This window comes from Actinomyces naeslundii (assembly GCF_001956585.1).
In the GTDB taxonomy this organism is placed as follows: Bacteria; Actinomycetota; Actinomycetes; order Actinomycetales; family Actinomycetaceae; genus Actinomyces; species Actinomyces naeslundii.
Genome location: NZ_MSRR01000006.1, coordinates 35,625 through 49,203 on the forward strand (window position 1 = coordinate 35,625; position 13,579 = coordinate 49,203).

Consider the following 13,579-nt stretch of genomic DNA (forward strand, 5'->3'; position numbering starts at 1 on the left):
TTTAAACCACTTCCCCCTCACCAAGCATCCAGCGACCATTGATGTATCGAACACCGAACTTGAGTTCTTGGTCCTCGATTGGTTCGGCCACTTCGGGGTTTTTCCCGGGGTGACACCATGTCATTTGACCGTAGTTGATGTGGACGTGGATGAGGTTGTAGTTATAGCCGTCTAATTTCTCGTAGTAGCGAATGTTCGTGATGTCCTGATCCCATTTGTTAGCCCAGCCACCGTCCTTGTGAAGGTCGCTCGCCCGGTCGATGACTGATTTGCAGAAGACGCAGCCGTCTTCGGTCATGGCTTCAATTTCGGTAGTGTTGCCGGTCATGAAGGCGTAGCGGTAGAGATCGAGGAAGTAGTAGACGCTACCCGTGGCGCCTCGTGCGGACTCCTCATCCATGTGCAGAGGTTTGACGGGTGTGGGTTCGGCCAGGGCGGCGTCGCGTTTGGCTCGCAGCTCGGGGGTCAGGGCGGCCTCACGTGAGGCTGTCGCTGAGGCGTTGGCGTCGGCGACGCCCTTCTCAGCACGGGCGACGGCCGCCGAGGCGCTGGCACTGGCGCTCACGCTCGCCTCCGCCTTGGCGTCCTTCAACGAGCAGGCCGTCAACCCCAGAGCCAGCACACACACCACCGCCAGCCCAGCGGCCGCCCGGCTCCGCTCGAGGCGGGAACCAGGCCGGCGACGATCGAATACTGATCGTTGCGCGCCCGCAGGCGCAGGGGGCCGTAGGGACGTACTCATCGCGGAAGCCTCCTCGCCACCGAAACAACTCCACCAAACCACCCACCGAGCACTCCTGTCCGGCCGGGCGGCATATTGACTCTACCTGCGCAAACACGCCCACCACCAGAGCATCCTCGAACCCTGTGGAAAACCCAGAACAGCACCCTGCAGGCCGGGCGACAACCTCAACCTGACGGCTTGGCTACTGGCGCGTCCTGTGCCTTCGGGACGGCCGTGTACGTGCAGGTCCCCTCGCCCTCACGACCTGCAGTCAGCCACGCCATCATCAAGCCTGGTGGGCCCGTCGGCTACACGAGGTCCGCTCGCATCCGGCTACGTGAGCCGGCGCAGATCAAGCCTGGCTCAATCCGGTCGCCCCGAACTGCTGCCGGAGATCGCAGAATCGTCCATCTGAGATGGCCATGTGCTACCTGAGCGAAACACCTTGGCTCGCAGTCGCGGCAGCGTTCACCTCAGATGAATCCGCGCCACCTGACCTCGCACGAATCCACCAACCATCACACCACCGACACAACATCCCACGGGTCGTCGGAGCCCGTCCGAGGGATCTCCTGCTCCGGCCGGCCCGGCGCTCTCGCCTCACGACCCGAGAATGCTCGGATCCGGCGTGCCTTCCTGGGGTGCTCCAGCAGGCCGGCAGCGTGCTCAGGCGAAGACGACGGTGCGGTGCCCGTTGAGCAGCACCCGGTGCTCGGTGTGCCAGCGCACGGCCTGCGCCAGCACCCGGCGCTCGACGTCCTGCCCCTTGGCCTGCAGCACGGACACCGAGTCCTCATGACCGGCCCGTGTCACGTCCTGCTCAATGATCGGGCCCTCATCGAGGTCCGCCGTCACGTAGTGCGCCGTCGCCCCGATGAGCTTGACCCCGCGCTCGTGCGCCTGGGCGTAGGGGCGCGCCCCCTTGAAGGACGGAAGGAACGAGTGGTGGATGTTGATGACGCCCCCGTGCAGCCGCTCGCACAGGGCGGGGGAGAGGATCTGCATGTAGCGGGCCAGCACCACCAGCTCGACGTTGAGTGAGTCCACCAGCCCCAGCAGCTCGGCTTCGGCGGCCTCCTTGGTCTCCTTGGTGACCGGGATGTGGTGGAAGGGCACCCCGTAGAACTCGGCGACGTCCCGCAGCGTCTCGTGGTTGCCCACCACGCCGACGACGTCGACCGGCAGCCCTTGGCTGCGTTCCCTGAAGAGCAGGTCAGTCAGGCAGTGCCCCTCCTTGGAGACCATGATGAGGGTGCGCATGGCGCGCCCCACCTCATCGAGGCTCCACTCCATCTCGTACTCGCCGGCCAGCTCGGCCAGGTCCTTCTCCAGCTCCTCGCGCGGCACGGTGGTGAGCACCTGGACCCGCATGAAGAACAGGCCGGTGGAGGAGTCCCCGAACTGCTTGGACTCGGTGATGTTCCCGCCGCGGCGCGCCAACGTGCCGGTGACCGCGTGGACGATGCCCGGACGGTCGGGGCAGGACAGGGACAGGACCAGGTGGGCGGCGGAGTCGGGTTGCGCCGTGGAGTGAGCCATGGCCTCAGCCTAGTCGGCGCTCGCGCCAGTTGACGACGGCGAGCACCAGCCAGGTGGTCACGATGAAGGGCCAGGTGTAGGTCGGCACCGGGATCGCCGTGAAAACCCGGTCCACGATGACGGTCAGCACCGATCCCGCGACCGCCAGCACCCAGGCCCGCCTCCCGGGAGGCAGGAGGACGACGCCGATCGCGATCGCCGTCAGGCACGGAGAGTATCCGCCCAGACCGTGCGCCGCCTGGCCGGCGGGAACGAGTGCCAGCGTTGCCGCCGTTCCGACGACGCTGCCCAGCAGCGCTGCCGTTCCTACTCTCCAACCGGCGATGAACAGCCCGGCCAGGATCAGTGCACCGCCGACCCAGGAGTCGACGAGCACCACCTGGGACTCTCCCGTCAGCACCGCCTCCGGGACCAGCCACGCCGTCGACCCGCTGACCGGAGCCGGATCGGGCACCATCGGCGCGTCGATCGCCCTGAGCAGAGCGGTCAGCAGGCCGGAGACGATGCAGAAGGGAGCCGTGAGCGCCGGGAGCCCGAGCGGCGCGAGGGCGAGCTCCAGAGCACGGTGGACCGCGGGGCACGCCGCCGCCCCGACCACGGTGAGCAGCGTCGCCGGCCAGAAGACGCCCATAGCAGCCCAGGCCGCCGCTCCCACCAGCGCCCCGTTGTAGCCCTGGAGCCCATCGGAGACTCGCAGGTCCAGCAGCCGGCCCGCCACCGTCGACACCGTCGTCCCGAGGACCACTTGGAGAGCCATGAGCGGTGAGTAGACGGCGATGCCGGCCACGATGAGCAGTCCGGTGAGCGCCCGTGGCTGGAGGAAGATCTGCCCCACCCCGCGCCCCAGCGCGCCCACGCCGGATGAGACGATCGACGGGACGGCCGCGGTGCCCGGTCCGGGAGTCGGGTGGTGGGGCCGATGAACAGATGACTGAGGCATGAGGGGCTCCGATCGGTAGAGACTCGGGAGATGCCCGCCGCCCAGGCGAGCGGGCTGTCGCTAGTACTTGCGCAGGTCGAGCCTCGGCGCGCCGAACCACCGGTCGCGCAGGAGCTCGCTGATGTCGAGCATGAGAGCGGTGAGGCGGGTCGTGTCGTCGCCCAGTGCCCGCGCGATGAGCCCGGGGCCCGGCACCCGCGTCACTGCGCCGCGCACGCCGTCGACCTCGAGCAGCTCGCCGATCTCGGTGACGAGCGCGGCATCGATCCGCGCGTCGAGCGCCGTGAAGGAGGCCAGGTGGCTGTGTCCCTCCAGGGCTCCCAGACCCGCCATTCCGGCCTCACCAGGGACCAGGCGCAGGTTGTCGACGACGGCGCACCGGCCGCCGACGCGGATTTCGGTGCGCATCCGCACGCAGTCGTACCCGAAGGCCGAGCCGTCCGGGGCCCAGCCGGGGGTGAGGACCTCCAAGGACATGAAGGTCGCCGTCGGGTCCATCTCAACTAGGGTGGTCTGCCGGTAGGAGGCCCCCCGGTAGGCGATGACCTGGTCGGGAACGAGCTCCAGCACGGCCCCCGGAGCCAGGCTCGCCCGGGTGTCCTGGCGGACCGGGCGGGTGGGGGTGCGGTAGATCTTCGTGGCCGCCTGGGTCGTCAGCACTGCCGAGGCCCCCTGAAGGACCTCGACCTCGGTGAGGTAGCTGTCGCCGTCCAGGTACCCGCCTCCGGGATTGACCACGTAGTAGGCCACCTGTCCGGTCCCGTCGAGGTACAGCGGGCGGAACACCCTCAGTGCTCCCCGGTGGTACTGGTCGACGGCGATACTCCGGTCGCCGTCCTGGGCGATCCGCAGGTACAGCTCGCCGGTGGTGCTCACGACTCCAGGTCCGTCATGAGCACGTCGTGGTGGATCCACTCGATGACCTGCTCCAGGCCCTCATCGGTTTTGAGATTGGTGAAGCAGAAGGGCCTGTCTCCCCGGAACACCTTGGAATCGGCCTCCATGACCGCCAGGTCGGCGCCGACGTGAGGGGCCAGGTCCGTCTTGTTGATGACGAACAGATCGGACTTGATCATCCCCTGACCGGCCTTGCGGGGGATCTTCTCGCCCTGGGCGACGTCGATGACGTAGATGGAGAAGTCGACGAGCTCGGGGGAGAAGGTGGCTGAGAGGTTGTCGCCTCCCGACTCCACGAACACCACCTCGAGGTCCGGGTGGCGCTCCACCAGCTCGGCGATCGCCGCCTCGTTCATGGAGGTGTCCTCGCGGATGGCCGTGTGCGGGCAGCCCCCGGTCTCCAGCCCGACGATGCGGTCCACCGGCAGAACTCCCTGAGCGGCGAGGATCTTGGCGTCCTCGATCGTGTAGATGTCGTTGGTGACGGCGGCCATGGAGACCTCCTGGCTCATGGCCCGGGTGATGCGCTCGATGAGCTGGGTCTTGCCCGCCCCCACCGGGCCACCCACTCCGATACGGACCGGACCGTAGTGCTGGGAATGGGGCTCCGGCTGCCCGGGCGCGTCCGCGTGCTCCTGGCTGGTTGCTGCTGACATGCGATTCTCCTCAATAGCTCTTCAGGAGGGTCTTTCAGGACATGAACATGCGGGCGCGCTGGCGCTCGTGCCGCATCTGGCTGATCTCGATCCCGGGCGCGGCGGCACCCAGATCCATCTCGTCGAGGCCCCCGATCCGCCTGACCGCGGCGCGGACGTCGTCGCGTACCGAGGCGATGGCGCGCTGACCGGCGTCCTGCCCCAGGGGGATGGCTCGTACGGCGTTCTGCGTCAGTGAGATGACGCTGGACTGGAGGTATGCCGCCGTGACCGCCGCCGGTGGTGCCGTGAGCGCGTAGCCGGCGATCGCCAGCACGATGGCGGGGTGGGCGCGGCAGCCTTCCGTGTCCACGAGTGCCGCGTAGCGGCTCAGCAGCCTGTCGCCCTCCGTGCCTTCCAGGGCCAGGCGGGCGATGGTGAGCAGCCGCCGCCCCATCGTCACCCCGGCCCGGCGCACCTGGATCGGCACCGCCTGAGCCACGAGGAGCTCGTCGAGGTGCGCGATCGCCTCCCAGTCGTCCGCCACCACTGCCTCGAAGGCCAGCCGCAGCCCCAGCCCCTCGGAGAAGGTCAGCTGGGTGGACACGAGCGCGCGCAGCCAGGACACGAAGGAGGTCTCGTCGCCGACGACGCCCTCGCAGATGTAGGTCTCCAGCCCGAAGGAGTGGGAGAAGGCGCCCGTGGGCAGCGCGGAGTCGCACAGCTGGGCCAGCGGCAGCTGCCAGCACGCGGGCTCTCCCCACTCCGGGGCGAAGGGGTCAGTGGGTGTGCTCGGCATGGCGGAAGGGGACGGGCATGGAACGCTCCATCCGCGCGTGACGCACCCCCAGGTGCTCCAGGTAGTGCTCGGCGGTGTGGTCGTACTGGATGACCATGACACCGTCATGCCCCTCAAGCCCCGGGAAGGGCTCAGCGGGTCCGAAGAACTGGGCAGGCAGGTGCCGGTTGCCCAGGTTGTGGGCGACGACTCCCATCTCGCGCACCGTGACGGGCGCGATGACCAGGACGTCGGTGGGCTCCAGGCGCACGACGACGATTCCGCGTTCGTTGCGAAGCAGAATGTCTCCCTCGCGCAGGTCCGGTGCGCCCGGCGCGAGCCGGATGCCGAGCTCGGTGCCGTGGTCCGAGCGCACTCTTTGGATGCGTTTCGTGAGGTCGGCCAGGGGGAGGACCACGCTCTCAACGTGCACGTCCTCCAGGTCCTCGCCGGGCAGGTCGTGGATATTGCCTGAGATGGACTCGATAATCATGAAGGCTCCAGGATGAGGGGTCAGAAGAGGAAGTAGCGCTGGGCCATGGCGAGGACCTCGGCAGGCTCGCAGGTGACCTTCTCGCCGTCGACGGTGACCTCGTAGGTCTCGGGATCGACGGTGAGCGCCGGAGTGGCGTCGTTGAAGGCCATGTCCGCTTTCGTCAGCCGCCTGACCCCGTGGGCCGGACAGACCTTCTTGCGCAGCCCCAGGCTCTGGGGCACTCCCGCATCGATGGCCGCCTGGGACATGAAGGTGATCGAGTTCGACGCCGGTGCCGCCCCGTGGCCGCCGAACATGGTGCGCATGAGCGTGGGCTCCGGGGTGGGGATCGAGGCGTTGGCGTCGCCCATGACCGCGGAGGCGATCTGGCCCCCCTTGAGGATCAAAGACGGCTTGACCCCGAAGAAGGCGGGGTCCCACAGCACCAGGTCGGCCCACTTGCCCACCTCCACGCTGCCCACGACCTCGGCGATCCCGTTGGCTCGGGCCGGGTTGATCGTGTACTTCGACACGTAGCGCTTGATGCGCAGGTTGTCGCCGTCCTCCGGGTCCCCGGCGAGCCTGCCGCGCGCCTTCTTCATCTGGTCGGCCACCTGCCAGGTGCGGATGATGACCTCACCGACGCGCCCCATGGCCTGGGAGTCCGACGACGTCATCGAGAACACGCCCAGGTCGTGCAGAACGTCCTCGGCCGCGATCGTCTCCGGGCGGATGCGCGAGTCGGCGAAGGCGACGTCCTCCGGGATGGCGGGGTTGAGGTGGTGGCACACCATGAGCATGTCGAGATGCTCCTCAGCGGTGTTGCGCGTGAAGGGCAGCGTCGGGTTGGTCGAGGACGGCAGGATGTTGGAGTCCTGCGCCAGGGTGATGATGTCGGGGGCGTGGCCGCCGCCGGCGCCCTCGGTGTGGAAGGTGTGGATGACCCGTCCGCCGATCGCGCGGCGGGTGTCCTCGACGAAACCGCACTCGTTGAGCGTGTCGGTGTGGATGGCGACCTGCACGTCGAACTCGTCGGCGACCTTGAGCGCCTCGTCGATGACGGCGTGCGTGGCACCCCAGTCCTCGTGGATCTTGAAGCCGACCGCACCGGCGCGCAGCTGCTCGGCCAGAGGCTCCCGGGCCGAGGCGTGGCCCTTGCCCAGCAGGCCGATATTCATGGGGAAGTCCTCGACCGCCTGGAGCATACGGGCCAGGTTCCACGCCCCGGGAGTGATCGTGGTGGCGTTGGTGCCGTCGGCGGGTCCTGTCCCTCCTCCGATCATGGTGGTCACGCCCGAGGCCAGGGCGGTGGCGACCTGGGTGGGGGAGATGAAGTGAATGTGGGAGTCGATGCCTCCGGCCGTCAGGATGCGGTGCTCGCCGGCGATCACCTCCGTGGAGGTGCCGATGACGATGTCGACGTCGTCCATGATGTCCGGGTTGCCCGCGGCGCCGATAGCGCTGATGACGCCGTCGCGGATGGCGACGTCGGCCTTGTAGACCCCGGTGTGGTCGATGATGATCGCGTTGGTGATGACGGTGTCGGGGATGTCCTCGTCTCGCGTGCGCTGGCCGTTGTGGCCCATTCCGTCGCGGATGACCTTGCCGCCTCCGAAGACGGCCTCGTCGCCACGGTGGGTCAGGTCCCGCTCGATCTGGGCGAAGAGACCGGTATCGGCCAGGCGGACGGCGTCCCCAGTGGTGGGGCCGTACAGAGCGGCGTGCTCCCGACGGCTGAGTTCCTTGCTCATGATGTGCTCCTGTGCTCTCAGCCCTGGACGGGGCCGTTCGTCTCGCCTGCCAGCCCGAAGACCCTTCGTGCTCCCGCCAGCGCCACCAGGTGGACTGGTCTGGAGTCGCCCGGCTCGAAGCGAACGGCGGTTCCGGCCGGAATGTCGAGGCGGAAACCGCGAGCGGCCTGTCGGTCGAAGGACAGTGCGGAGTTGACCTCGGCGAAGTGGAAGTGCGAACCGACCTGAATGGGACGGTCCCCGGTGTTGAGGACGTCGAGGGTGAGGGTGGGGCGGCCCTCGTTGATGGTGATGGTGCCGCTCGCGAGCCGGTACTCTCCCGGGATCATGGCAGCCTCCTGCGAATCGGGTCGTGGACGGAGACGAGCTTGGTTCCGTCGGGGAAGGTCGCCTCCACCTGGACCGCGCGGATCATCTCGGGGACTCCCTCCATGACGTCGTCGTAGGTCAGCAGGGTGGTCCCGTAGGCCATGAGATCCGTGACCGTGCGCCCCTCTCGGGCTCCCTCGAGGATCTCAGCGGTGATGTAGGCGACTGCCTCGGGGTGGTTGAGCCGGATCCCTCTGTCCTTGCGTCTTCGTGCCAGGTCTGCGGCGACGACGATGAGTAGCTTCTCCTGCTCACGCGGGGTGAGGTGCATCGGGACTCTCCCAGAGACGGTTCGGAGCGGGCGCATAAGCGCGAGCTTGTCCGCGTGTGACGGACGCTTATAGGCAACGCCTTACGTGTTACGTGAATATTTCCGGTTAGTTGGCGGTGAGGTACACAGGTGCTTCCGCCTCATCGGTTTCCCGCGTCGTTGCAGGGCGAGGCTGATTGTGATTGAAGTCCCGCCGTTCTTCGACGACCGGGGTCGATGCTGAGGAAAGGAAGGGGCGGGATGCACGTTGTCGCGCATCCCGCCCCTTGCGGAGGTGGACCTGGCCGTCAGCCCTGACGGGCCTTGAGACGGGGGTTCTTCTTGTTGATGACGTAGGTGTGACCGCGGCGTCGGACCACCTTGGACCCCGGCTGCTTGGCCAGGGACCGGATCGAGGCGCGAACCTTCATGGGTGGTTCCTCTCCTTCCTTCTGTGCTGCGAGTGGGCGTGGGGCACTGCGGCGGTGGGGCCGCCGTGCCTGCGGGGCTAGCGCGTGCGCTTGCCGTAACGGCGCTCGAACTTCTCCACCCGGCCGGCCGTGTCCAGGATCTTGCCCTGGCCGGTCCAGAACGGGTGCGAGGCGCTGGAGACCTCGACGTCGTAGACCGGGTAGGTGTTGCCGTCCTCCCACTCGATGGTCTCCGACGACGTCAGGGTCGAGCGGGTCAGGAAGGCGAAGTCGGCGGACTTGTCGCGAAAGACGATGGGCTGGTAGCTGGGGTGGATCCCAGGGCGCATGGAAGCTCCTTGAACTGTGCGTGAGTGGTTGGGTGGCGGGCGGGATGGCTACCAGGAGGACTTGACGATGCCCGGAAGCTCACCGCGCAGCGCCATCTCGCGGAAACGCACCCGGGAGGTCCCGGTGATGCGCAGGTGTCCGCGCGGGCGTCCGTCCACCGCGTCGCGCCGACGCAGGCGGGTGGGGGAGGCGTCGCGGGGCAGCGCGTGCAGGGCCGCCATCGCCTCATCGCGCTCGGCCTGGCTCAGGTGAGGGTTGACCGAGGCCCGCTTGAGCTCGGCTCGGCGCTCGGCGTAACGCTCCACCACCTGCTGGCGCCGCAGCTCGGCGGCGATCTTGGACTTCTTGGCCATCAGCGCGACTCCTTGTACTCCACGTGCCGGCGCACCACCGGATCGAACTTGCGCAGCACCAGCCGGTCGGGGGTGTTGCGGCGGTTCTTGCGGGTCACGTAGGTGTGGCCCGTCCCCGCGGTGGAGACCATCTTGATGATCGGCCGCAGGTCCTTTCCTCCCTTGGCTCCGCTCATGACAGCTTCTCCCCTCGGGCGAGCATCTGAGCCACGACGACGTCGATGCCCAGCTTGTCGATCGTGCGGATGCCCTTGGCGGACACCGTCAGGCGCACGGTGCGCCCCAGGGACGGCACCCAGTAGCGCTTGCGCTGAAGGTTGGGGTCCCAGCGCCGGGGCGTGCGCTTGTGGGAGTGGGAGACGGACCGGCCGAAGACGGGCCGGGCCCCCGTGACTTGGCAGTAGGTGGTCATGACGAGCATGATATAAGAATGATTCTCAGTTTCGTCAACTCTGCTGGAGGACCTCGTGACCGATCCCTCGGATGACTTCGCCGCCGATCTTCCCGGCTCCGCGGCTGCAGCCGACAGCCGGCACACCCTGGCCGTCATCGGCGCCGTCGAACCCGCCCTCCTGGACCTGGTCGACCTCTCCCTGGCCGGTCAGGACGCCGTCGTCATCCGCGCCGGCCTTCACTTCGGCGCCGATGGCGAGGTCGATAGCGGTCACGCCGATGACGACGACCTGGTCCGGCTCGTCAGCCACAGCTCGGCCGAGGGCTTCGACGACGACCCGGTGCGCCTCGACGTCCCCATGCCCTACACCTGCCCCACCTGCTCCCTGCGTGAGGTCCTGGTCGCCGTCGCTCAGGACCGTTCCGCCCAGGATCCGGGTGGCACCACCGTCATCCTCCTGCCGGCGGCCATCGAGCTCGCCCACCTCGTGCCCCGCCTGGCCGAGGACCTCGTCGGCACCGGAGTGAGACTGGCCGGGACGGCCCACGTCCTGGACGCCACGACCGCCTTGGACGAGCTCCTCGAGCACCGCCTGCTGGCCGCCTTCCCCGGCGACTCCCGCTGCACGGGCGCCATCCACCTGGCCAACCTCGGCTATGCCGACGTCGTCCTGGCCCTAGGACGTGACGAGGACCCCGCCGGGGCCGACCTCATCGAGCACCTGCGCCCCCACGACGCCCTCCTGCTCCCGGGGCTCGACGCACCCCTCCTGGAGACCCTGACCGCCCTCACTCACGACCCCGCCTCCTCCCTGAGCCGTATCCACCCCGCGACCACGAGCGCCTGGGGCGGCCCCGACGACCACGGCGTGTGGACCCTCGACCTCAGCGCCACCCTGCCCTTCCATCCCGGGCGCCTGCGCGCCCTCGTCGTCGAGCTCGCCGGCCAGGGGCTGTGCGCTCGCGGCTGCTTCTGGCTGCCCAGCCGCCCCGGCCGGGTCTGCACCTGGGAGGTCGCCGGAGGTGCCGTGAGCGTCGGCGACGCCGGAACCTGGGCCGAGGTCCCGGCCGCTCCGTCCGGTGCCGGCGATGACGCAGCCTGCGAGCCTCGCTGCCACCTCGTGGTCACCGGCGTCGGCGATGAGGAGATGCGCGAGCAGGTGCGTCGCGCCTTCGCCCGGATCCTCCTGCGCCCCGAGGAGATGCCCCAGGCCCTGGCCTGGATCGGCGCCGACGACGGCCTGGGCGACTGGTTCGGCCAGGAGAGCCAGGAGGGCTGACCGCCCGTCCCGAACCGGGGGCTCGCCTCGAGGCGGCACGGCTGCGCCTCGGCACGATAGGGTATGACCGTCGCGACTGGCGCCGGGTGGATCACCACCGGGGAGCGGCACGAACACGACTCCGGGGTCGCCCGCCTGGGCCACGGATCGCCCACCAGTGCGCGCACAGCCGCCTGCCATGGCGCAGCGTGCGCCCCACACCTGAGGAGAGACATGACCGCGCAAGCCGTCACCCCGTCCCTGAACCAGCCGCTGGCCGAGCTCGACCCGGACATCGCCGAGGTCCTCACCGGCGAGCTCGCCCGTCAGCGCGAGACCCTGGAGATGATCGCCTCGGAGAACTTCGTTCCCCGGGCCGTCCTGGAGTGCCAGGGCTCGGTCCTGACCAACAAGTACGCGGAAGGGTATCCCGGTCGCCGCTACTACGGCGGCTGCGAGGTCGTCGACGTCGCCGAGTCCCTGGCCATCGAGCGAGCCAAGGCCGTCTTCGACGCCGAGTGGGCCAACGTCCAGCCCCACTCCGGGGCCCAGGCCAACGCCGCCGTCCTCCACGCCCTGGCCACCCCCGGCGACACCCTCCTGGGCCTGTCCCTGGCCCACGGCGGCCACCTCACCCACGGCATGAGGATCAACTTCTCCGGCAAGAACTACAACGCCACCGCCTACGGCGTGGACGAGACCACCATGCGCATCGAGATGGACCAGGTGCGCGAGGCCGCCCTGCGCGAGCGCCCCACGGTCATCATCGCCGGCTGGTCCGCCTACCCCCGCCACCTCGACTTCACGGCCTTCCGCGCCATCGCCGACGAGGTCGGCGCCGCCCTGTGGGTGGACATGGCCCACTTCGCCGGGCTCGTCGCCGCCGGCCTGCACCCCAACCCCGTCCCGCACGCCGACGTCGTGTCCACCACCGTCCACAAGACCCTGGGCGGCCCCCGCTCCGGCATGCTCCTGTCCAGCCGCGCCGAGCAGTGGGGCAAGAAGCTCAACTCCGCCGTCTTCCCCGGCCAGCAGGGCGGCCCCCTCATGCACGTCATCGCCGCCAAGGCCGTGGCCATGAAGATCGCCGGCACCGAGGAGTTCCGCGAGCGCCAGGAGCGCACCGTGCGGGGCGCCGCCATCATCGCCGAGCGTCTCGGGGCCGACGACGTGCGTGCCGCCGGCGTCAGCCTGGTCACCGGAGGCACCGACGTCCACCTGGTGCTGGTCGACCTGCGCGACTCCTCCCTGGACGGCCAGCAGGCCGAGGACCTTTTGCACACCGCCGGCATCACGGTCAACCGCAACGCCGTCCCCTTCGACCCGCGCCCCCCGCGCGTGACCTCCGGCCTGCGCATCGGCACCCCCGCCCTGGCCACCCGCGGCTTCGGCGACGCCGAGTTCACCGAGGTCGCCGACATCATCGCCGCCACCCTCGTCCACGGCGCCGCCGGCACCGCCGACGACGAGACCCTGGCCGCTCTGCGTGGCCGCGTGCGCGCCCTGACCGACGCCTTCCCCCTCTACCCGGGGCTGGCCCAGTGAGGGCCCCCTGGAACGGGGCGGCCCGGGTCCTGAACGGCAAGGCCACGGCCGCCGCCCTCAAGGCGGAGCTCAAGGAGCGCGTCGCGGCGCTGCGCGAGCGCGGCGTCACCCCCGGTCTGGGCACGGTCCTGGTGGGGGAGGACCCCGGCAGCGTCAAGTACGTCGCCGGCAAGCACGCCGACTGCGCCGAGGTCGGCATCCTCTCCATCCGCGCGGATCTGCCGGCCACCGCCACCCAGGGTGAGGTGGAGGCCGCCGTCGACGGCCTCAACGCGGATGCCGCCTGCACCGGCTACATCGTCCAGCTCCCGCTGCCGGCGGGCGTGGACACCAACGCGATCCTGGAGCGCGTCGACCCGGACAAGGACGCCGACGGCCTGCACCCCACCAACCTGGGGCGCCTGGTGCTGCGGGCCTCGGGGCCCATCGATTCGCCCCTGCCCTGCACGCCGCGCGGCTGCATCGAGCTCATGGAGCGCCACGGCATCGACCTGGCCGGCCGCAACGTGTGCGTCGTCGGCCGCGGTGTCACGGTGGGCCGCTCCATCGGCCTGCTCCTGGGCCGCAAGGACGTCAACGCCACCGTGGACATCTGCCACACCGGCACCACGGACCTGGCCGAGCACGTGCGGCGGGCCGATGTCGTCATCTCGGCGGCCGGTAGCCCCGGTATCATCACCCCGGAGATGGTGGCCCCCGGCGCCGTCGTCCTGGACGTGGGCGTCTCGCGCGTCGTCGACCCCGCGACCGGCAAGGGCCGCATCGCCGGTGACGTCGCCGACGGCGTGGACGAGGTGGCCTCCTGGCTCTCGCCCAACCCCGGCGGCGTGGGTCCCATGACTCGCGCCCTGCTGCTGGCCAACGTGGTCGAGACTGCGGAGCGCTCGCTCTGAGGGACGTCGCCGCTCGC

Annotated in this window: 18 protein-coding genes and 1 riboswitch; of the genes, 3 read left to right on the forward strand and 15 right to left on the reverse strand. The window is 69.3% G+C overall.

Going from position 1 to position 13,579, the window contains the following annotated elements:
* Window position 1 precedes the first annotated feature (1 nt).
* The 15 genes from BKH33_RS03195 to rpmB form a co-directional block, all read right to left on the reverse strand.
* Window positions 2-784 (reverse strand): DUF6318 family protein, encoded by a 783-nt coding sequence (locus tag BKH33_RS03195; RefSeq protein ID WP_003780843.1) that lies wholly within the window; start codon window positions 782-784, stop codon window positions 2-4.
* 606 nt (window positions 785-1,390) lie between these two features.
* Window positions 1,391-2,263 (reverse strand): formyltetrahydrofolate deformylase, encoded by an 873-nt coding sequence (purU, locus tag BKH33_RS03200; RefSeq protein WP_076068043.1) that lies wholly within the window; start codon window positions 2,261-2,263, stop codon window positions 1,391-1,393.
* 4 nt (window positions 2,264-2,267) lie between these two features.
* Window positions 2,268-3,203, reverse strand: a complete 936-nt coding sequence (locus BKH33_RS03205) for an urea transporter (protein WP_076075054.1) — start codon at window positions 3,201-3,203, stop codon at window positions 2,268-2,270.
* Window positions 3,204-3,263: 60 nt separating this feature from the next.
* Complete coding sequence (locus BKH33_RS03210) at window positions 3,264-4,079, reverse strand: urease accessory protein UreD (protein ID WP_003781997.1); 816 nt, start codon at window positions 4,077-4,079, stop codon at window positions 3,264-3,266.
* Window positions 4,076-4,756, reverse strand: coding sequence for an urease accessory protein UreG (gene ureG / locus BKH33_RS03215; protein ID WP_003782067.1), 681 nt, complete (start codon window positions 4,754-4,756; stop codon window positions 4,076-4,078). The genes BKH33_RS03210 and ureG overlap by 4 nt, the downstream gene beginning before the upstream one ends.
* 34 nt (window positions 4,757-4,790) lie before the next feature.
* Window positions 4,791-5,534, reverse strand: a complete 744-nt coding sequence (locus tag BKH33_RS03220) for an urease accessory protein UreF (protein ID WP_003782046.1) — start codon at window positions 5,532-5,534, stop codon at window positions 4,791-4,793.
* Window positions 5,515-6,006 carry an urease accessory protein UreE gene (gene ureE, locus BKH33_RS03225; RefSeq protein WP_003782027.1) on the reverse strand — a complete coding sequence of 164 codons (492 nt, stop codon included), beginning with the start codon at window positions 6,004-6,006 and terminating at the stop codon, window positions 5,515-5,517. Before ureE ends, BKH33_RS03220 begins: the two co-directional genes overlap by 20 nt.
* 20 nt (window positions 6,007-6,026) lie before the next feature.
* Window positions 6,027-7,739 carry an urease subunit alpha gene (gene ureC, locus BKH33_RS03230; protein WP_003781973.1) on the reverse strand — a complete coding sequence of 571 codons (1,713 nt, stop codon included), beginning with the start codon at window positions 7,737-7,739 and terminating at the stop codon, window positions 6,027-6,029.
* Window positions 7,740-7,756: 17 nt separating this feature from the next.
* Window positions 7,757-8,068, reverse strand: coding sequence for an urease subunit beta (locus BKH33_RS03235; protein ID WP_003781975.1), 312 nt, complete (start codon window positions 8,066-8,068; stop codon window positions 7,757-7,759).
* A complete protein-coding gene (locus tag BKH33_RS03240) occupies window positions 8,065-8,379 on the reverse strand; it encodes an urease subunit gamma (protein WP_003782040.1) in 315 nt (104 codons plus the stop codon). Before BKH33_RS03240 ends, BKH33_RS03235 begins: the two co-directional genes overlap by 4 nt.
* 287 nt (window positions 8,380-8,666) lie before the next feature.
* The gene (gene ykgO / locus BKH33_RS03245; protein ID WP_003782012.1) at window positions 8,667-8,789 is read right to left on the reverse strand and encodes a type B 50S ribosomal protein L36; all 123 of its coding nucleotides are present in this window, start codon (window positions 8,787-8,789) and stop codon (window positions 8,667-8,669) included.
* Between the two features lie 77 nt (window positions 8,790-8,866).
* Window positions 8,867-9,118: a type B 50S ribosomal protein L31 gene (locus BKH33_RS03250; protein ID WP_003782049.1), complete on the reverse strand. Its 252-nt coding sequence runs from the start codon at window positions 9,116-9,118 to the stop codon at window positions 8,867-8,869.
* 48 nt (window positions 9,119-9,166) lie between these two features.
* Window positions 9,167-9,472: a 30S ribosomal protein S14 gene (rpsN, locus tag BKH33_RS03255; RefSeq protein ID WP_003781976.1), complete on the reverse strand. Its 306-nt coding sequence runs from the start codon at window positions 9,470-9,472 to the stop codon at window positions 9,167-9,169.
* The gene (gene rpmG, locus BKH33_RS03260) at window positions 9,472-9,648 is read right to left on the reverse strand and encodes a 50S ribosomal protein L33 (protein ID WP_003782014.1); all 177 of its coding nucleotides are present in this window, start codon (window positions 9,646-9,648) and stop codon (window positions 9,472-9,474) included. The genes rpsN and rpmG overlap by 1 nt, the downstream gene beginning before the upstream one ends.
* A complete protein-coding gene (gene rpmB, locus BKH33_RS03265) occupies window positions 9,645-9,884 on the reverse strand; it encodes a 50S ribosomal protein L28 (protein WP_003789593.1) in 240 nt (79 codons plus the stop codon). Before rpmB ends, rpmG begins: the two co-directional genes overlap by 4 nt.
* Window positions 9,885-9,939: 55 nt before the next feature.
* Between rpmB and BKH33_RS03270 the strand changes: the two genes are divergently transcribed.
* The 3 genes from BKH33_RS03270 to BKH33_RS03280 all read left to right on the forward strand — a co-directional run bounded on the left by BKH33_RS03270 (window position 9,940) and on the right by BKH33_RS03280 (window position 13,562).
* The gene (locus BKH33_RS03270) at window positions 9,940-11,145 is read left to right on the forward strand and encodes a CobW family GTP-binding protein (protein WP_076142528.1); all 1,206 of its coding nucleotides are present in this window, start codon (window positions 9,940-9,942) and stop codon (window positions 11,143-11,145) included.
* Between the two features lie 62 nt (window positions 11,146-11,207).
* Window positions 11,208-11,293: riboswitch (ZMP/ZTP riboswitch) on the forward strand.
* A 65-nt stretch (window positions 11,294-11,358) separates the two neighbouring features.
* A complete protein-coding gene (glyA, locus tag BKH33_RS03275; protein WP_003782055.1) occupies window positions 11,359-12,669 on the forward strand; it encodes a serine hydroxymethyltransferase in 1,311 nt (436 codons plus the stop codon).
* Window positions 12,666-13,562: a bifunctional methylenetetrahydrofolate dehydrogenase/methenyltetrahydrofolate cyclohydrolase gene (locus tag BKH33_RS03280; protein ID WP_003782021.1), complete on the forward strand. Its 897-nt coding sequence runs from the start codon at window positions 12,666-12,668 to the stop codon at window positions 13,560-13,562. Before glyA ends, BKH33_RS03280 begins: the two co-directional genes overlap by 4 nt.
* Window positions 13,563-13,579 lie beyond the last annotated feature (17 nt).